The following is an 18,483-nucleotide window of genomic DNA, read 5'->3' on the forward strand; positions in this document are numbered from 1 at the left end:
CGTTTTTTTACCTCACGTGACCTTCAAGGGTTCCGGCGTGCGTTGTGCTGCCGCTGGCCTGGAGTGCGCCCAGTTCTCCGGCAGGTTGATGTAGTCCACAAGTTCCCGCAGGCGTCCGTGATCACGGGCGTTGAAGGTGAAGGCCAGCCGTGCCAGGTGACTGAACTGCGGGTCGTCCTGTTCTTCGCCGCTGTAGGCATGTTGATGGAAGTGATCGCTCAGGCACAGGTCGGCGAAAGTATGCTGCATGTGTTCCAGCGCATCCTCGCTGAGCTTGTGGTTCATGCGGATAACGAACTGATGCTTGAGCCAGCGGCTGGAGTGGAAGTTGCTGTAGAACCGGTTGATCTGCTCCACCGCCTCTTCGACGCTGTAGACCAGGCTTACCAGTTTCAGGTCGGTCGGCAGGATATAGCGATTTTCCTCCAGTTGATTGCGGATGAAGTCCAGCGCGCCGTGCCAGAACTGGCCGCCCGGGGCATCCAGCAGCACCACCGGCACCAGCGGGCTTTTGCCGGTCTGGATCAGTGTCAGCACTTCCAGCGCCTCGTCCAGTGTGCCGAAACCGCCAGGGCACAGCACCAGCGCATCGGCTTCCTTGACGAAGAACAGCTTGCGGGTAAAGAAGAAATGGAACGGCAGCAGGTTGGTGGTGCCGTTCACGGTCGGATTGGCATGCTGCTCGAAGGGCAGGGTGATGTTGAATCCCAGGCTGTGATCCAGGCCGGCGCCTTCGTGGGCAGCGGCCATGATGCCGCCGCCGGCACCAGTGATCACCATCAGGTCCGAGCGTGCCAACGCGGCGCCAAGTTCGCGGGCCATGCCATACAGCGGGTGTTCGATGGGGGTGCGGGCCGAGCCGAAAACCGTGACTTTGCGCCGGCCCCGGAACTGTTCGAGTACACGGAAGGCCTGTTCGAGTTCGCGCAGTGCTTGCAGGGTGATTTTCGCGTTCCAGCGGTTGTGATCTTCCTGGGCCATGCGCAGCACGGTCAGGATCATGTCGCGGAAGATCGGGATGTTCGGGCTGTTGGGTGAGACCAGGTTGAGTTGTTCTTCGACCTTGCTGATGAGGTCGTGGCCGCTTTCCGCGAAATGACGGTTGAGGAGGTCATTCGGTTGGTAAGGCATCAATTTCTCCTTCCATATCAGGCAGTGTTCCCTAGGGTAAATGCGCATCGCAAGGCGTCAGTCAGACAGCCCCCTCCTGCCTGAGAAATGAATGTGAATACTGTGAATCTAGCCCCTCGCAGTGATTTGCGCTGATTTGATCATTGCGCCGCAAAGTCTTTCCTGGCAACCGCTTGTTGACGATTTGCAAGGTGATTTCGCCGCTCGTCTGAACGCACGGCAAGTGGCCAGCACTCTGATTTACTAAATTACAGGTGCGACACGACAACTTTGCGTCAAAGGCAGGGCGCGCGGTACGAGCGGTTCAAGGATTTTTTGCTCAACCAAGAGCGAAGTGCAGGGAGGCGGTAGCCATGGCCAGAATCATTCTGGAGATCGATACGCAACTGTATCGATTATTGAAGTCATCGGCCGAGACCCATCATTTGAGTCTCGAGGAGGAGTGTCGCCGACGTCTGGAGGGTGGCGAACGACGTTCGCGCTACTTGCAGGCGCTGGTCGCCGAATTGCGCGCCGAGGATGAACAGCGGCGCGCCAACTCCCGTTGAATCACTTTTTCTTCGCAGGCGTGGCTTTCGGGCAATCCGATTCCTGGAAGCTGGCCGAGCCGACCGCACGATTGGTCTTCACTTCGGTGAAGTCGTAACGCATGATCGCGCCCTTCGCCATCAGCTTGCGGAAACCCGGGTTGTTGCACACCGAGGAGCCCAGCTGGAAATACACCGCCTTGGGTTCTGCGCGCATCTTCTGGGCGTGGCTGCTTTGCACGCTCAGGTGATTGATCAGTACGTTGCCTTCGACGGTGTAGCCCTGATCAAGAATGTCCTCGTTGATCGCCCGAGGCGTGCCGACGCTGCTCTGGGCGGCGACGTTGCGCAGCTCGCGGTTGAGATTCTGCTCACTCAAGGACGCAGCCTGAGCGTTGAAGGACGACGCCAGCAGAATGGCAGCGGTGGGGACGATAAGGCGCAACATGAAACTCTCCTGTTCAGTGACTGGTGGTTCGACCTGTCACATGACTGTGCGTTCAGTGGGCGCGAATTATAGGGGAGGTGGTCCGGACGGTACAGGCTTGCGCAGACGGCTCTGATAAACTGCGGCCTTTATTGCTCCGAGTGTCGTTCGTGTCGATTTTTCCTGCTTGCCGGTACAGCCCACGATGAACCATGCCCCCAACGCCGTAGCCCGCTTGCGTGACCAGCGCGAGGAGGAGGGCATCAAGCCACTTCAGGCCCGTGGCTGGCGAGCGCCCCGTTGCCATGACTGCCGGGTGATCGTCAGTCATTGCCTGTGTGCCTGGCGCCCGCAGGTCGAGACACGCTCCGGGGTGTGCCTGATCATGACCAACAAGGAAGTGTTCAAACCGAGCAACACCGGATGGCTGATTGCGGATGTGGTGCGTGACAACCATGCGTTCATCTGGTCGCGCACGGAACCCGATCCGCAACTGCTGGCATTGCTCGCCGACCCGCAATGGCAGCCCTACCTGGTCTTTCCGGGCGAGTACGTGGAGCCCGAGCGAGTGACCAACACGGTCGCGCTCGACAGCGACCGGCGGCCGTTATTCATTCTCCTGGATGCGACCTGGACCGAGGCGCGGAAGATTTTCCGCAAGAGCCCGTATTTCGATGCACTGCCGATCCTCAGCCTGCTGCCCGAGAAACTGTCGCGTTATCGCCTGCGCCGCTCCACCCGCAGCGAGCATTTGTGCACGGCAGAAGTGGCGGCGCTGTGCCTCGATCTGGCGGGCGATGTCGAGGCCGCCTCGGCGCTGGATGCTTATTTCGATGTGTTCAGCCAGCATTACCTGGATGCCAAGCACCAGCTGGAAATGAACGTCAGTACCCCGGCACATGCCGAGCTGCAGCCCTTTGTGCGCAACGGCACCCCGGTCGCCGGCTGATTGTCGCCCATACTGCAAAGAACTGTAGCGGCCAGGCACCTTGACCACCCCGGTTTCGCTGGGCATGCTTGGCGCCGATTGGGGCGCGGCCGAGATTTGATACGCTGCATTTTTACGTGAAACGCTGCCTGAACAGTCACGTAACTGGCGTTGAACGCGCCCTGTTGGTGCCGCTCCGTGGCTGCACCTTGCGCTGGATAGAAGAACAGGATCATTTGAAAAATGGCCACATACGAAATCCTGATTGCCGATGACCACCCACTTTTTCGCAGCGCCCTGCACCAGGCGTTGACGCTGGGCCTTGGCCCGGACGTGCGTCTGGTGGAAGTGGCGAGCATTGCCGAACTGGAAACCCGACTCGACGAAAAGTCCGACTGGGACCTGGTGCTGCTGGACCTGAACATGCCGGGTGCCTACGGATTTTCCGGGCTGGTGCTGTTGCGCGGACAGTATCCGCAGATTCCGGTGGTGATGGTCTCGGCCCAGGAAGAGGCCACGATCATGGTCAAATCCCGTGAGTTCGGCGCCAGTGGCTTCATTCCCAAATCCAGTGACCTGAGCGTGATCCAGAAAGCCGTGCGCGCGGTGCTTGAGGGTGATGTGTTCTGGCCGCCCCAGGCCTTTGAAGCGGTCAGTGTTTCCGACGAAGCCAAGGCTGCCAGCGAAGGCCTGGCCAGCCTGACACCCCAACAGTTCCGGGTGCTGACCATGGTCTGCGAAGGGTTGCTGAACAAGCAGATTGCCTATGAGCTCAGCGTGTCGGAAGCAACGATCAAGGCTCATGTCACGGCGATTTTCCGTAAGCTGAATGTGCGCACCCGGACTCAGGCAGCCTTGCTTCTGCAACAACTTGAGTCAATTTCAAGCCAGTAAGCGCGGGCGTCTTCACGCTTTTTTGACCTGGGTTGAACTAGCTTTCCCACTCCTTTTTTGGTCAGTTGCCACGCTTATGTCCCCTTTCAAAGGCCAGACCGGCCTTAAACGCATCCTCAACGCCTCCGGCTATTCGCTGGACGGCCTGCGCGCCGCCTTCACCGGGGAAGCGGCCTTCCGCCAACTGGTGTTGCTCAACGTCATCCTGATTCCGCTTTCATTCTTCCTGAATGTCAGTCGTGTCGAGCAGGCCGTGTTGATTGCCGTGTGTTTGCTGGCGTTGATCGTCGAGTTGCTCAATTCGGCGGTGGAGGCAGCCATCGACCGTATTTCCCTGGAGCTGCATCCACTGTCCAAGAACGCCAAGGACATGGGCAGCGCCGCTCAACTGGTGGCGTTGACCATGATCGGACTGGTCTGGGCGATCATCCTGCTTTAAGCAACGGGCGGCAGCACGATCTCGTCGCTGCGCTGGACCCCGGCGGTGAAGGCGCGGCACAGTTCGAGGAATTCGCGCATCGCCGACGTCTGATATTTCTGCTTGTGCCAGATGAAGTAGAACTGCCGCGCCAGGTCCAGGTCGGGTGTTTCCACCGGCACCAAGCTGCCGCGCCGGAACGCATCGCGCAGGGCCAGGCGTGAGATGCAACCAATCCCCAACCCCGATTCCACCGCGCGCTTGATGGCTTCGGTGTGTTCGAGCTCCAGGCGGATGTTCAGCGCGCTGCGATGATGCCGCATGGCCTGGTCAAACGTCAGCCGTGTGCCAGAGCCCTGTTCACGCAGAATCCAGGCCTCCTGGCTCAGCGCATCCATGGTTGCGGTGCCTCGGATCGCCAACGGATGCTGCGGGGCGCAGAACACCACCAGTTCATCCTCGACCCAACTTTGCACCTCGATATCCGGATGGCTGCAGTCACCTTCGATTAGACCCAGATCAATTTCATAGTGCGCGACCTGTTGCACAATGTTGGCAGTGTTCTGCACATGCAGCTTCACCTGGCTTTCCGGATGGCGCTGCATGAAGCCACCGATCAGCAGCGTGGCCAGGTAGTTGCCGATGGTCAGGGTCGCGCCGACCGCCAGCGAGCCGAAACCGGACTTGCCATTGAGCAGGTCTTCGATCTCCTTGGCCTGGTCCAGCAGTGCGACCGCCTGTGGCAGCAGTTGTTTACCCAGCGCGTTGAGGCTCAGTCGTTTGCCCGCGCGGTCGAACAGCTGGCAGCTGGACTGGCGCTCCAGTTCGGTGATGGAGGTGCTCGCCGCCGATTGCGAGAGATTGAGCAGCCCGGCAGCGCGTGAAACGCTCTCCTGCTGGGCGACGGCGACGAAGACTTGAAGTTGACGGAGAGTAAATCGCATATCTATATAACCGATAACCCTTATCTTAATAATCCAGTTAACAGATATTGTCGTCGCGATTAGAATACGTTGCAATTGCGCAGAGCACTTTGATCAACGCACAGGCGCAGACAAATCTCCAGGAGTCCCACGTACATGAGCAACATGAACCACGAGCGTGTCCTCAGTGTTCACCACTGGAACGACACCCTGTTCAGCTTCAAGTGCACCCGCGATCCGGGCCTGCGCTTCGAGAACGGTCAGTTCGTGATGATCGGCCTGCAACAGCCCAACGGCCGCCCGCTTATGCGCGCTTACTCGATTGCCAGCCCGAACTGGGAAGAGCATCTCGAGTTCTTCAGCATCAAGGTGCCTGATGGTCCGCTGACTTCCCAGTTGCAGCATCTGAAGGAAGGCGACGAGATCATCATCAGCAAGAAGCCTACCGGCACGCTGGTACTGGACGACCTGAAGCCTGGCAAACATTTGTACCTGCTCAGCACCGGCACCGGTCTGGCGCCTTTCATGAGCGTCATCCAGGACCCGGAAACCTACGAGCGTTTCGAAAAAGTGATCCTGTGCCACGGCGTACGTTACGTCAACGAAGTCGCCTACCGCGAATTCATCACCGAGCACCTGCCGCAGAACGAGTTCTTCGGCGAGGCCCTGCGTGACAAGTTGATCTACTACCCGACCGTTACCCGCGAGCCATTCGAAAACGAAGGCCGCCTGACCGACCTGATGCGCAGCGGCAAGCTGTTCAGCGACATCGGTCTGCCACCGATCAACCCGCAGGACGACCGCGCCATGCTGTGCGGCAGCCCAAGCATGCTCGACGAAACCAGCGAAGTGTTGAACAGCTTCGGCCTGACCGTTTCGCCGCGGATGCGCGAGCCGGGTGATTACCTGATCGAGCGTGCGTTCGTCGAGAAGTAATAACCGCTGCACCGCTGTCCCTGTGGGAGCGGGCTTGCCCGCGAAAGCAATCTATCAGTCGACATCAACGTTGATTGACACGGTGCCTTCGCGAACAAGCCCGCTCCCACAGTTGTTTGTGGCGCTCAAACTTTCGCTGGAACTACCTCCAGCACCCGAATCAGCTCCGGCGTCGGGTAATGCCAGCGCACATCCACATCCCAGAACTGGGCCCCGTACTCGCGCTCGGGCGCGGGCGTCTGGTACGCCGGCCGTGGATCCTGGGCCAGGCATTGCTCGATCAGCTCGACCAGAGGCTCCGACAGGCGCTGCGCATGCCCGTGGGCCTGTCGCAGCGCGCTGTCCGCCCACTGCACGGCAATCGGCTGCGGCGCCGCGCTGGCGATGTCGTTGGTGGCACTGTCGATGATGTCGGCGTAAGGCACATAGGGCTTGATGTCGAGAATCGGCGTGCCGTCCAGCAGATCGATGCCGGATATCCACAGGCGGCCGGATTCGACCTTGTCCAGTTTCACCACGGATTGGCCAATGCCATTGGGTCGATGCGTGGCGCGGGTGGCGAACACGCCCATGGATTTGTTACCGCCGAGGCGAGGAGGCCGGACTTTGAGCCGTGGCTTTTCTTCCAATGCCTGATGAAACAGGAACAGCAGCCACACATGGCTGACCTGTTCCAGCCCCTGCACCGCATCGCCCTGATCGAACGGCGCCACCAGTTCCAGCACGCCACGGGCGGCGGGGGCCAGTTGCGGCTGGCGCGGGATGGCGAACTTTTCCTTGAAACAGGAACGCACGAAGCCGATGGGGGAAACGCTGTAGGTCATGGGATTGCGGTCGGTGGGAGTGAGGTGGGCATGATAACTCACATGGTCTCAGGTTCCATGTTGCCGGATAGGGCCTCTTTTTCGGAACGCCGCCCGGAGCAAGCCCGCTCCCACAGGGGATCATCTGAACACTGGAGATGCCTGTGGGAGCGGGCTTGCTCGCGAAGGGCGCACCACCAATCTCAGAGACTGAACCCCCCATCCAACGGAATAATATTCCCGGTCATATAGGCACCCGCCGTACTCGCCAGGCTGATCGCCAAGGCGGCCATCTCTTCCTCGCGGCCCCAGCGCTTCATCGGAATCAGCGCGGTATCCTCGGCCAGCGCCTGTTCGTCATTGCCGATGTGCTGGGTCATCTTGCTCGGGAAGCGCCCGGGGGCGATCACGTTGACGTTGATGTGCTGGCTTACCAGTTCCCGCGCCAGAATCCGCGATAACTGGTGCAGGGCCGCTTTACTTGGCCCATAAGCATAAGCCTGTTCGCCAAATGACGAGATTCCGGCCACCGAGCCGATGTTGATGATCCGCGCAGGATTGGCCTCGGACCCGCCTTTGCGCAACAGCGGCAACAGCTGCTGGATGCAGTTGAACACCGAAGTCACGTTGAGCTGCATGACCTTTTCCCAGCCCTTGACCGGGTAGGTCTCCAGCGGCGCGCCCCAGGTGGTGCCGGCGTTGTTCACCAGGATGTCCAGGTGGGTCAGGCGCTCGCCCAGGTGCGTTGCCAGCTGCTGCACACCTTCTTCGCTGGCGAGGTTGGCGGCCACGCCATGGCACTTGCCGAAGGCGCTCAATTCGTCAGCGGTTTGCTGGCAGGCCTCGGCGTCCCGCGCGCAGACGTACACCGTGGCGCCCGCCTCGACGTAGGCCTTGGCGATCATCTTGCCGATACCACGGGTGCCGCCGGTCACCAGTGCGGTGCGGCCTTGCAGGGAAAAGTACGGGTGCATGGCGAATCCTGAGAGCTGAGGGTCACTACACCCTAGTCGTCAGCCGCTTGCAGCGGAGCCACTATTTTCACGAAGAATGAAAGATTATTCGCCTATCTGTAGGAGCTAGCTTGCTAGCGAAGGTCGTTAACGATAACGCCTGGAACCTGACACGGCGCGGCGTTCTGAGGTCCTTCGTCGGAACGCCGCCCGGAGCAAGCTCGCTCCTACAGTTGGAGGCGGTTACTGCGGGCGAACGCGCAGCGTCAGACCCTTGAGGAAGTTGCGCAGCAACTGGTCGCCGCACGGACGGTAATTGGTATGGCCGAACTTGCGAAACAATGCGCTCAGTTCCGGCTTGGACACCGGGAACTCGGCAGCCTTGAGGATCGCGTGCATGTCATCTTCCTTCAGCTCGAACGCCACGCGCAGCTTTTTCAGGATGATGTTGTTGGTGACCGGCACTTCGATGGGCTGTGGCGGGCGACTGTCATCCTTGCCGCGCTTGAAGATCACCAGGCCATCGAGGAAATGTGCCATGACTTCGTCGGGGCAGCGCACGAAGCCTTCTTCGTCTTCTTCTTTTTTGTCCAGGTAGGCCTTCAGGTCATCGAGGGCGACGTCCATGCCGCCGAGCTTGATGATCTCGATGACTTTCTTGTCGCTGATGTCGAGCATGTAGCGCACGCTGCGCAAAACGTCGTTATGAATCATGGTGTGCAATCCTGATATTCGGCAGTGGGCGCCGCGCAGGCGGCGGCGCCAGAAGGTGTGGCGGCGTGAGAAGCGTCAGAACTTCTCTTTGCCGGACAGGTAGCGCCATTGGCCCAACGGCACTTTGCCGATGGACACGCCGCCGATACGAATGCGGCGGATGGCAACGGCCTTCAGGCCGACGGCCTGGCAGAACAGGGCGATCACGCCCGGTTGTGGATTCTTCATCGCAAAGCGCAGGCGGTTTTCGTTCTGCCAGCTGGCCTTGACCGGCGGCAACTCCTTGCCCTTGTACGTGAGGCCGTGCTGCAGACGGTTCAGGCCATGCTCGACCATCTCGCCTTCGACGTCGACCACGTATTCCTGCTCGATCTTGCCGGCATCGGCCGTGAGCTTGCGCAGGATTTTCCAGTCCTGGGTGAACACCAGCAGGCCGCTGGCGTTCGGTTGCAGGTCGGTGCTGGCGGACAGGCGCAGGAAATGCCCTTTGAGCGGACGTTTGCCGAAGCGATGTTCTTCGCTGAGGGTCTCGCCATTGAGGGTGGCCATGGCGCTCTCTGCATCCATGCCGGCCGGTACGTTGAGCAGCAGCGTCACCGGCTCCGGTGCGGTGGCCTTGGCGTCCTTGTCGAGCTCGACCTTCTGCTGGTCGACCTTGAACTGCGGCTCGTCGATGACTTCGCCGTCCACGGTGACCCAGCCGCCCTCGATGAACAGCTCAGCCTCCCGACGGGAGCAGCCGACCAGTTCGATGAGGCGTTTGGAGAGGCGGATCGGGTCAGTCATGACAGGGCCGTAATAATAAATGGGACGATATTGTACCTGCATGGCTCCAGTTAATCGCGATCCCATTTCGTCGCAGGTTTTCCTTGTGGGAGCGGGCTTGCCCGCGAAAGCGGTGGATCAGTCGACGAATTCGTTGAATGACACACCACTTTCGCAAGCAAGCCCGCTCCCACTGGGACATGCAGGTGTGTCAGGCCTTGCGGCTCAGTGGTTCGGCTCGGCGCAAGCGCATGTGCAATAACGGATAAGGCTGGCCCATGCCGTCGTGTTCGGTGCGGCCGATCACCTCGAAGCCCTGCTTGAAGTAGAACCCCAGCGCCTGCGGGTTCTGTTCGTTGACGTCCAGCTCATCGGCGTTCATGTGCTCCATGGCGTAGCGCAGCAGTTGCTTGCCCAGGCCCTGGCCCCGGTGCGCCGGGTCGATGAAGAGCATTTCGATCTTGCCCGCCGCGACCCCGGCGAACCCGGTGATGCGCTGGCGCGAGTCCTTGGTGCAGATCAGCATGACCGCGTCCAGATAACGGGTCAGCACCAGGTTTTTCAACAGCTCGATGTAGCTGTCAGGCAGGAAGTCGTGGGTGGCGCGGACCGAGTCTTCCCAGACCCGGGTCAGTTCCGGATAGTCACTCTGTTTCGGTGTGTGGATGACCGCATGTTGGCGCATGGCCAGGGGCCCCTTTGGCAGTGAATGGTGCGTGTCCTTTCTACCCATACGATAGCCGTAAAAAAGCCCCGCATCTCGTCGAGAGAGCGGGGCTTTTGGCGTTTTTTGCGTTTAGATCTGTTCGGCCCAGAGGTCGTATTCGTCGGCGTCGGTCACCTTGCACCAGACCTTGTCGCCTGGCTTGAGGTTGCTGCCGTTATCGATGAACACGTTACCGTCGATTTCCGGGGCATCGAAGAAGCAGCGGCCGACCGCGCCTTGCTCGTCGACTTCATCGACCAGCACTTCGATTTCACGGCCGACGCGCATCTGCAGGCGCGCCGAGCTGATTTCCTGCTGGTGCGCCATGAAGCGCTCCCAGCGGTCCTGCTTGACGTCGTCCGGGACGATGTCCAGGTCAAGGTCGTTGGCTGGGGCGCCGTCGACCGGCGAGTACTGGAAGCAGCCAACGCGGTCGAGCTGGGCTTCGGTCAGCCAGTCCAGCAGGTACTGGAAGTCTTCTTCGGTTTCGCCGGGGAAGCCGACGATGAAGGTCGAGCGGATGATCAGGTCCGGGCAGATTTCGCGCCAGTTCTTGATCCGGGCCAGGGTCTTGTCCTCGAACGCCGGGCGTTTCATCGACTTCAAGACTTTCGGGCTGGCGTGCTGGAACGGGATGTCCAGGTACGGCAGGATCTTGCCGGCGGCCATCAGCGGGATCAGCTCGTCGACGTGCGGGTACGGGTAGACATAGTGCAGGCGTACCCAGACGCCGAGGGTGCTCAAAGCTTCGCAGAGTTCGGTCATGCGGGTTTTCACCGGCGCGCCGTTCCAGAAACCGGTGCGGTATTTCACGTCCACGCCGTAGGCGCTGGTGTCCTGGGAGATCACCAGCAGTTCCTTGACACCGGACTTGACCAGGCGCTGAGCCTCGTCGAGCACGTCACCCACCGGGCGGCTGACCAGTTTGCCGCGCATCGAGGGGATGATGCAGAAGCTGCAGCTGTGGTTGCAGCCTTCGGAAATCTTCAGGTAGGCGTAGTGGCGCGGGGTCAGCTTGATGCCCTGTGGTGGCACCAGGTCGATCAGCGGGTTGTGATCCTGTTTCGGCGGCACCACTTCGTGCACCGCGTTGACCACTTGCTCGTACTGCTGCGGACCGGTCACGGCCAGCACGCTCGGGTGTACGTCGCGGATGTTGCCTTCTTCAACGCCCATGCAGCCGGTGACGATCACCTTGCCGTTTTCCTTGATGGCTTCGCCGATCACTTCCAGGGATTCAGCCTTGGCCGAGTCGATGAAGCCGCAGGTGTTGACCACCACGACGTCGGCGTCCTGATAGGTGGACACCACGTCGTAACCTTCCATGCGCAACTGGGTGAGGATGCGCTCGGAGTCTACGAGTGCCTTCGGGCAACCCAGGGATACGAAGCCAACTTTTGGATTGGCTGGCGCAGGAGTGGTGGACATGTCTAACCTCGGTATGGGTGCTGCCCGACCTTGAGGTGGGGCGACAGACGGACGCTTAGGCGCCTCTGATCAAAAAGTGCGCAATTCTAGCGATGGGGAGCGCACTTGACCAGCTTTAAGAAGGGAAAAACGACGAGTGCTGCGCTATGCTTCGCGCCTTTATGCTTTACCGATTTCTAGAGTCAAGAAAACGACTGTAACAACAAGTAAGACGGCGCATGCCTTCATAAAGTAGTGGGAGTGGTGGATGGGTCAGGCAAGTAGTCACGCGGCGGGCGCCGAGCATTCGGCGACGAAGCCGATCGGCATGTTGGTCGCGGCGGTCGGGGTGGTTTATGGCGATATCGGCACGAGCCCGTTGTACACCCTCAAGGAAGTGTTTTCCGGGGGATATGGCGTACCGGTCAACCACGACGGCGTGCTGGGCATCCTGGCCCTGATCTTCTGGTCGCTGATCTGGGTGGTGTCGATCAAGTACATGATGTTCGTCCTGCGCGCCGACAACCAGGGCGAGGGCGGAATCATGGCCCTGACCGCCCTGGCGCGTCGGGCGGCTGCCGGGCATGCGAAGCTGCGCACCTTGCTGGTGGTCTGCGGGCTGATCGGTGCGGCGCTGTTTTATGGCGACAGCATGATCACGCCGGCGATTTCCGTGCTCTCGGCCATCGAAGGGCTGGGACTCGCCTTTGATGGTATCGACCATTGGGTGGTGCCGCTGTCGCTGATCGTGCTGGTGGCGCTGTTTTTGATCCAGCGCCACGGCACGGCGCGCATCGGCATTCTGTTCGGGCCGATCATGGTCACCTGGTTCGTCGTGCTCGGGGCGCTGGGCGTCTACGGCATCCTGCAACACCCGGAAGTGCTCAAGGCGCTGAACCCGGTGTGGGGCGTGCGTTTCTTCATCGTCCACCCAGGCATGGGCGTCGCGATCCTTGGCGCGGTGGTGCTGGCGCTGACCGGTGCCGAAGCGCTGTACGCCGACATGGGCCACTTCGGGCGCAAGCCAATCGCCCGCGCCTGGTTCATCCTCGTATTGCCCGCGCTGGTGCTGAACTACTTCGGCCAGGGCGCCTTGCTGCTGGGTGACCCGGAAGCAGCGCGCAACCCGTTCTACCTGCTGGCGCCGAGCTGGGCGCTGATCCCCCTGGTCGGCCTGTCGACCCTGGCGACGGTGATTGCCTCGCAAGCGGTGATTTCCGGTGCGTTCTCGCTGACCCGCCAGGCGATCCAGCTGGGCTACATTCCTCGGATGCACATTCAGCACACCTCCAGCGCCGAACAGGGCCAGATCTACATCGGTGCGGTGAACTGGTCGCTGATGGTCGGCGTGGTCCTGCTGGTGCTCGGCTTCGAATCCTCCGGCGCCCTGGCCTCGGCCTACGGCGTGGCGGTGACCGGGACCATGCTGATGACCAGCATCCTGGTGTCGGCGGTCATTCTGTTGCTGTGGAAATGGCCACCCGTGTTGGCGGTGCCGGTCTTGTTGGGTTTCCTGCTGGTGGATGGTGTGTACTTCGCTGCCAACGTGCCGAAAATCATCCAGGGCGGGGCGTTTCCGGTGGTGGCCGGTATCGCGCTGTTTGTCCTGATGACCACCTGGAAGCGCGGCAAGCAGTTGCTGGTGGAGCGCATGGATGAAGGCGGGTTGCCGCTGCCGATCTTCATCAGCAGCATCCGCGTTCAGCCGCCGCACCGGGTTCAGGGCACCGCCGTGTTCCTCACTGCCCGCCCGGACGCCGTGCCCCACGCGCTGTTGCACAACCTGTTGCACAACCAGGTGCTCCACGAACAGGTGGTGCTGCTGACCGTGGTCTACGAAGACATCCCGCGTGTCCCGCCAACCCGCCGCTTCGAGGTCGAATCCCATGGCGAAGGCTTCTTCCGGGTGATCCTGCACTTTGGCTTCGTCGACGAGCCGGATGTGCCGGAGGCGCTGAAACTGTGCCATCTGGACGACCTCGACTTCAGCCCGATGCGCACCACCTACTTCCTCAGCCGCGAAACCGTCATCGCCTCCAAACTCGAAGGCATGGCCCGCTGGCGCGAGGCGTTGTTCGCCTTCATGCTGAAGAACGCCAACGGCAACCTGCGGTTCTTCAACCTGCCGTTGAATCGGGTGATCGAGTTGGGGACGCAGGTGGAGATGTAAGCCCGCCACTTCAAAAAGCCCCCGCCAGCCTTGCGCCAGCGGGGTTTTTTTGTATCTGACGAAGGTCCCTGCGGGAGTGGGCTCGCTCGCGAAGGCATCCTGTCAGCCACTCTTGATAAGTCTGATACACCGCTTCCGCGAACAGGCACGCTCCCACGAGGGGGGCGGTATGGCACTGGGATAAAAAAGCCCCCGCTACCATGAGGTAGCGGGGGCTTTTTGTCAGGCGGGGCTCAGATCACTCCTGCGCCGTCTCGTCTTTCACCTGCCGCTTCTCGATCACTTCCACCAGCCGCTGGGCCAGTTTCGGGTAGTTCTCGTCGAAGTGGTGGCCGCCGGGGAGTTTGATCGCTTCGCCCACGGCGGTCTTGTCGGTGCAGCCGCTTTCGTCGGTTTCTTCTTCGCCGTAGATGCACACCACTTTGTCCGCTGGCAGCTTGGCCATTTCCGGGCCGGTGGCGGCTTCCTTGCCGGCGTTGCCGAGCCAGCCTTCGACTTCGATTTCGAAGCTGCCGGTGCGGGCGAAGGCGAGGAGGATGATGGCGTCGACGCGCTGTTGCTCCGACTCGGGCAGGCGGTTGTAGATGGCGGGCAGCACGTCGGCACCGAACGAGTAGCCGGTGAGGATGAAGCGTTTGGTGCCCCATTTCTGCCGGTAGTGCTGCATCAGTTCAGTCAGATCCAGGGCGCTTTGTTCGGGGCTCTTGTGCTGCCAGTAGTAGCGCAGGGTGTCGATGCCGACCACTGGGTAGCCGATCTTGGCCATTTCACCGGCGACGTCGCGGTCGAGATCGCGCCAGCCGCCGTCGCCCGAGAGGAACAAGGTGACGGTGTCCCGGGCCTGACCGGCCGGCACTTCAACCACGGGGATCTGCAGGCCGCCGGCCGCCTTGTCGCCGCCGACGAGCAGCTTGCGCAGTTCGTTGTTCAGCACTTGCGGCAGGTTGATGTCGTAGTCGCTGATGCTGGTTTCGGCGTTGGGTTGGTCGCGCACGAAACCGGCGCTGGTGTCGTCCGGGTTGTCGTTCCACGCTACCAGCCAGTGGCCATGGGCGGCGCTTTTGGGCAACAGGTGCGTGCAGCCGGGTTTCTCCAGGGCCAGGTCCACCGATACGGCCTGGGCCTTGTCGTCCTTCTGTTCCGACAACCAGCGCCAGGCAAGCACGGCGCCGGGGCCGATGCCGCTGACCAGAGTCGCCGGGCCTTTGAGTTCCCTCAGCCCGGTTTGCAGGGCGCGGCTTTGCAGCAGGCATTCCTTGGGCAGGATGACCTGAACGATCTGCGCCGAGCCGCTGCGGCTGAGGGTCGTCAGTTGTTTGTCGTTGAGTTTTTGTTCGTCGGTGACCGCCACCAGCACCTGGGCGCGAGGTGTGTTGCCGGGGATGACGCGGGTCAGGACGGTGCCGTCGGCCGCAGTCAGTTGTTCGAGGGTCGGTTCTGGTGCCGGGCGCTTGAGGTACCAGTAACCGCCACCAAGGATCAGGGCCAGCACGATCAGTGTGCCCAAAACGTAGCGCAAGGAGCGTTGAATCATCAGCGTTTCACCAATCCAGTCAAGCCGCCTGCAATCAGGGCGGCAGTGTCGGCCAAGGCCACCAGAGGATCGAGTCCGGCGGGCACGGCCATGTAACGGGGTTCCCAGTCAGGCTGGAACTTGTCTTTGAAGCGGCGCAAGCCTTGGAAATTGTAGAGCTGCTCACCACGGCGGAAGACCATCGAGCCCAGGCGCTGGGTCAGGGGTGCACCGCGGCGGGGTTGCAACCCCGACAGTGGCACCATGCCCAGGCTGAAGCGCGCGTATCCGTGACTCTTATAGTGTTGAATCAGGCCGACCATCATGAATTCCATGGTCAGCTTGGGGGCGTCGGGGTGCGCGCGCATCAGGTCGAGGCTGGCCAGGTCGTGGCCGTAGGTCTCGAGCAGGTTGGCGAACGCCACCGGGCGCCCTTCGAAACGAATCACCGCAATACGGAAATGCTTGAGGTAATCGTCGCTGAAACGGCCGAGGGAGAAGCCTTTCTCGCGCACGTTCTTGCCGGTGAGCCAGGCATCGGAAATCACCTTCAGCTCTTCCATCGGCGCCTGACCCGGTTCATGGATCTCCAGCGACAGGCCGTCGCGGGTGCCACGGTTCCAGGTGTAGCGCAGGTCCTTCATCTCCTTGCCCTTGGCTTCGAGATCAAAGCGCTGCAGGTCGACCCGCGCTTCTTCGCCCAGCTTGATCGCGGTCAGGCCGATGTCCATGTAGTACGGCAGGTTCTCGGCGCGGACCTGATAGAACACCGGGCGCGCATGGTGGATGTCGCACAGGTCGCGGAACTGCCAGATCATTTCCGCACGCTGCTGCGCCGGGCCGATCGGGTCATACAACGCCACCAGGCTGCGTCCACGGCGGGCGTACATCAGGAACGCCTCGTCGTTGGGGTGGAACAGCAGCGCCTTGTCGCCGGTCAGCGCCAGGCCGCCGTCCGGCTGGGCCGAGGCCATGAGGATTTTGTGCGCGCGCTCCAGTTCGTCGGGGGTTGGCAGGTGGATCACCGGGCGCGCGGTGCGCAGCAGCCAGGTCAGGGACACGATCACCAGCAGCACGGCGGCGCCGAGCAGGGAGCGCAGACCGCGCGGGGCGTCGGCGTCGAGGGTGAACTGCCACCAGAGTTGATGGCTGTAAGGAACGTCCTGGTAGGCGAACAGCAGCAGCCAGATCGATGCGCCCAGCACACACAGGCTCGCTACCAGAAACAGCGGCGAGAAGGGCAATTCGGTCAGTCGGCTCGGGCGATAGAAGGAGCGCCGGAACACGCCGAGCAGGGCGGCGGTCAGGGTCATCAGGCTCGCTTCTTCCCAGTCGAAGCCCTTGAGCAGCGACAGCACCGCGCCGACCAGCAACAGAATGGTGGTCAGCATCCAGGCAGCGGACAACCGCCGACGCAGGCCCTGGGCGAGCAACAGGCAGAGCACGCCGACCAGGCTGGCACCAAAGTGCGAGGCGTCGACCAGGCGATGGGGGATCAGGAAGCCGATGTGTTCCAGGCGGGTGTCGATTTCCGGGGTCACGCCGGAGAACAGCAGCACCACCCCCGAGAGGAACACCAGTACCGCCAGGATCGGCGCGGCCAGGCCCGAGGCGGCGCGCAACGATTGGCGGGTCTGGAAGAGCCGCTGGCCTTCGTTGATCAGCAACAGCAGGCTCGCCACCAGCAGTGGCAGCACCACGTAGATCAGGCGATAGAGCAGCAGGGCGGCGGCCAGCGGCGCGGCGCCGAGTTTGTCGGCGAAGGCGGCCAGCAGGATTGCCTCGAACACCCCGACCCCGCCCGGCACATGACTGAGCACGCCGGCGGCCAGGGCCAGCAGGTACACCAGCAGGAACGCACCGAAGGGCGGTGCCTCGGGCAACAACAGATACAGCACGGTCGCGGCGGCGGCCACGTCCAGGGCGGTGATCACCAGTTGCAGGAAAGTCAGGCGACGCCCCGGGAGGCGCAAGGTACGACGGCCGATCCTGACCAGCAGGTTGTCCCGATAAGGTTGCTCCGGCAGACGGCGACGGTAAAGGCCAACGACCAGAACGCAGAACAGCAACAATACCGCAGCGGCAACCGTGCCCAGCAAGGTTTGGGACAGGCCCAGGGCGAGGGAGGCCGCTGGCAGGTTGCTGAGTGTCGCCAGCGCCGCCAGTGGGGGCAGGGCGCAGCCGAGCGAGAGGCTGGCGAACAAGGTCATGCGAGCAACTTCCGCCGCCCCCAGGCCGTGGCGTGCATACAGGCGGTAACGAACCGAGCCGCCCGAGAGCATGGACAGGCCGATCGCATTGCCGATGGCGAATGCCGTGAACCCGCCGAGGGCAAGGGTGCGCGGTGCGAGGGTGGCGCCAGCATAGCGGCTGGCCGACCACTCATAACCCAGCAAGATGATGAAACCGACCACGGTCGCTGCAAATGCGCCGAACAAGGCGGGTTTCGGTACTTCCATGATCGAGTCATGCAGAGCGTACAGATCGAGCTCGCTCAGCAGATGGCGACAGGCAATCAGCGCGATTGCGAACAGCAGCAGGGTGACCGCCAGGCCGATGGGCTGACGGTATTTGCTGACCAGATCAAGGATGCGCAAACGCTCGGCCTTGATCGGTTGGGTCGCGGTGACGGGGTCTTGTGGATCAGACGAGTTGGCGCGCATCAATCACCTCTTGGATTGTGCGCGACAGGATGGGGGTATCCAGCCAAGTAACCAATCCCTGTAGAAAAAAATAATCACAAATTTTAACGCTTCTCACCGAGGGCCGGCGATGGCCTGTCACGTTCGATCTGCCAATCAGCATAGCCTGATCAAGGCGCGTTGTGGCCGGCGAACGCTTCATATCAGAATGACAGGTCATTGTTGCGAAAGGACTTTTTCAACAGACACAAAAAAGGCCACTCTTTCGAGTGGCCTTTCTTGATGTTGGTTGCGGGAGCCGGATTTGAACCGACGACCTTCGGGTTATGAGCCCGACGAGCTACCAGGCTGCTCCATCCCGCGTCTGTGGGTCGGCATTCTACAGGCGAACGGCGGGGTGTCAACCGTTAAAACGGCATGGGGTCAAATAAGTGCTGAAACGCGGCAAACGGTCGCAGGGCAGGCCTAAGGTTTGGAATCACAACGATTTCTCATTCGGCCTACATAATCGACGCGCACAAAAAAGGCCACTCTTTCGAGTGGCCTTTTTTGATGTTGGTTGCGGGAGCCGGATTTGAACCGACGACCTTCGGGTTATGAGCCCGACGAGCTACCAGGCTGCTCCA

The 18,483-nt window shown here is 61.4% G+C and carries 17 protein-coding genes and 1 tRNA gene; 6 read left to right on the top strand and 12 right to left on the bottom strand.

Annotation, left to right across the window (positions count from 1 at the left end):
* Positions 1 to 12 precede the first annotated feature (12 nt).
* Positions 13 to 1,131: a TIGR00730 family Rossman fold protein gene (locus QIW53_RS09315; protein ID WP_371049340.1), complete on the bottom strand. Its 1,119-nt coding sequence runs from the start codon at positions 1,129 to 1,131 to the stop codon at positions 13 to 15.
* Positions 1,132 to 1,484: 353 nt separating this feature from the next.
* Between QIW53_RS09315 and QIW53_RS09320 the strand changes: the two genes are divergently transcribed.
* Positions 1,485 to 1,679: a hypothetical protein gene (locus QIW53_RS09320; RefSeq protein ID WP_371049341.1), complete on the top strand. Its 195-nt coding sequence runs from the start codon at positions 1,485 to 1,487 to the stop codon at positions 1,677 to 1,679.
* Between the two features lies 1 nt (position 1,680).
* On the opposite strand, the gene QIW53_RS09325 is transcribed toward QIW53_RS09320, so the two are convergent.
* Positions 1,681 to 2,106 (bottom strand): PA3611 family quorum-sensing-regulated virulence factor, encoded by a 426-nt coding sequence (locus tag QIW53_RS09325; RefSeq protein WP_192302474.1) that lies wholly within the window; start codon positions 2,104 to 2,106, stop codon positions 1,681 to 1,683.
* Positions 2,107 to 2,290: 184 nt separating this feature from the next.
* Between QIW53_RS09325 and QIW53_RS09330 the strand changes: the two genes are divergently transcribed.
* The 3 genes from QIW53_RS09330 (at position 2,291) to QIW53_RS09340 (ending at position 4,346) form a co-directional block, all read left to right on the top strand.
* Entirely contained in the window at positions 2,291 to 3,034 is a 744-nt protein-coding gene (locus tag QIW53_RS09330; protein WP_371049343.1) for a tRNA-uridine aminocarboxypropyltransferase, read from the top strand.
* 222 nt (positions 3,035 to 3,256) lie between these two features.
* Positions 3,257 to 3,907 carry a response regulator transcription factor ErdR gene (gene erdR, locus QIW53_RS09335; protein WP_371049345.1) on the top strand — a complete coding sequence of 217 codons (651 nt, stop codon included), beginning with the start codon at positions 3,257 to 3,259 and terminating at the stop codon, positions 3,905 to 3,907.
* Between the two features lie 76 nt (positions 3,908 to 3,983).
* Positions 3,984 to 4,346, top strand: coding sequence for a diacylglycerol kinase (locus QIW53_RS09340; protein WP_371049346.1), 363 nt, complete (start codon positions 3,984 to 3,986; stop codon positions 4,344 to 4,346).
* On the opposite strand, the gene QIW53_RS09345 is transcribed toward QIW53_RS09340, so the two are convergent.
* On the bottom strand, positions 4,343 to 5,269 hold the full coding sequence (locus QIW53_RS09345) for a LysR family transcriptional regulator (RefSeq protein ID WP_371049348.1): 927 nt from the start codon (positions 5,267 to 5,269) through the stop codon (positions 4,343 to 4,345). The two genes, QIW53_RS09340 and QIW53_RS09345, sit on opposite strands and share 4 nt — an antisense overlap.
* A 135-nt stretch (positions 5,270 to 5,404) precedes the next feature.
* Here QIW53_RS09345 and fpr point away from each other — a divergent pair, with 135 nt between their 5' ends.
* Entirely contained in the window at positions 5,405 to 6,184 is a 780-nt protein-coding gene (gene fpr / locus QIW53_RS09350; RefSeq protein ID WP_002554680.1) for a ferredoxin-NADP reductase, read from the top strand.
* A 125-nt stretch (positions 6,185 to 6,309) separates the two neighbouring features.
* Here fpr and tsaA read toward each other — a convergent pair whose 3' ends face one another.
* The 6 genes from tsaA to rimO form a co-directional block, all read right to left on the bottom strand.
* Positions 6,310 to 7,008: a tRNA (N6-threonylcarbamoyladenosine(37)-N6)-methyltransferase TrmO gene (tsaA, locus tag QIW53_RS09355; RefSeq protein ID WP_371049387.1), complete on the bottom strand. Its 699-nt coding sequence runs from the start codon at positions 7,006 to 7,008 to the stop codon at positions 6,310 to 6,312.
* Positions 7,009 to 7,190: 182 nt separating this feature from the next.
* Positions 7,191 to 7,961: an SDR family oxidoreductase gene (locus QIW53_RS09360; RefSeq protein WP_371049354.1), complete on the bottom strand. Its 771-nt coding sequence runs from the start codon at positions 7,959 to 7,961 to the stop codon at positions 7,191 to 7,193.
* 222 nt (positions 7,962 to 8,183) lie between these two features.
* On the bottom strand, positions 8,184 to 8,654 hold the full coding sequence (locus QIW53_RS09365) for a DUF1456 family protein (RefSeq protein ID WP_192302467.1): 471 nt from the start codon (positions 8,652 to 8,654) through the stop codon (positions 8,184 to 8,186).
* Between the two features lie 75 nt (positions 8,655 to 8,729).
* Positions 8,730 to 9,440 (bottom strand): rRNA pseudouridine synthase, encoded by a 711-nt coding sequence (locus QIW53_RS09370; protein ID WP_371049356.1) that lies wholly within the window; start codon positions 9,438 to 9,440, stop codon positions 8,730 to 8,732.
* A gap of 190 nt (positions 9,441 to 9,630) precedes the next feature.
* Positions 9,631 to 10,104, bottom strand: a complete 474-nt coding sequence (locus tag QIW53_RS09375) for a GNAT family N-acetyltransferase (RefSeq protein ID WP_371049358.1) — start codon at positions 10,102 to 10,104, stop codon at positions 9,631 to 9,633.
* A 111-nt stretch (positions 10,105 to 10,215) separates the two neighbouring features.
* The gene (gene rimO / locus QIW53_RS09380; RefSeq protein WP_371049360.1) at positions 10,216 to 11,553 is read right to left on the bottom strand and encodes a 30S ribosomal protein S12 methylthiotransferase RimO; all 1,338 of its coding nucleotides are present in this window, start codon (positions 11,551 to 11,553) and stop codon (positions 10,216 to 10,218) included.
* A 247-nt stretch (positions 11,554 to 11,800) separates the two neighbouring features.
* Between rimO and QIW53_RS09385 the strand changes: the two genes are divergently transcribed.
* Positions 11,801 to 13,702: a potassium transporter Kup gene (locus QIW53_RS09385; RefSeq protein ID WP_371049362.1), complete on the top strand. Its 1,902-nt coding sequence runs from the start codon at positions 11,801 to 11,803 to the stop codon at positions 13,700 to 13,702.
* Between the two features lie 238 nt (positions 13,703 to 13,940).
* On the opposite strand, the gene QIW53_RS09390 is transcribed toward QIW53_RS09385, so the two are convergent.
* The 3 genes from QIW53_RS09390 to QIW53_RS09400 form a co-directional block, all read right to left on the bottom strand.
* The gene (locus tag QIW53_RS09390; RefSeq protein WP_371049364.1) at positions 13,941 to 15,236 is read right to left on the bottom strand and encodes a virulence factor family protein; all 1,296 of its coding nucleotides are present in this window, start codon (positions 15,234 to 15,236) and stop codon (positions 13,941 to 13,943) included.
* Positions 15,236 to 17,878: a bifunctional lysylphosphatidylglycerol flippase/synthetase MprF gene (mprF, locus tag QIW53_RS09395; protein WP_371049366.1), complete on the bottom strand. Its 2,643-nt coding sequence runs from the start codon at positions 17,876 to 17,878 to the stop codon at positions 15,236 to 15,238. Before mprF ends, QIW53_RS09390 begins: the two co-directional genes overlap by 1 nt.
* A gap of 265 nt (positions 17,879 to 18,143) precedes the next feature.
* A tRNA-Met gene (locus QIW53_RS09400) sits at positions 18,144 to 18,220 on the bottom strand.
* Between the last annotated feature and the right edge of the window lie 263 nt (positions 18,221 to 18,483).

It is taken from the genome of Pseudomonas fluorescens, from assembly GCF_041354075.1.
In the GTDB taxonomy this organism is placed as follows: domain Bacteria; phylum Pseudomonadota; class Gammaproteobacteria; order Pseudomonadales; family Pseudomonadaceae; genus Aquipseudomonas; species Aquipseudomonas fluorescens_CE.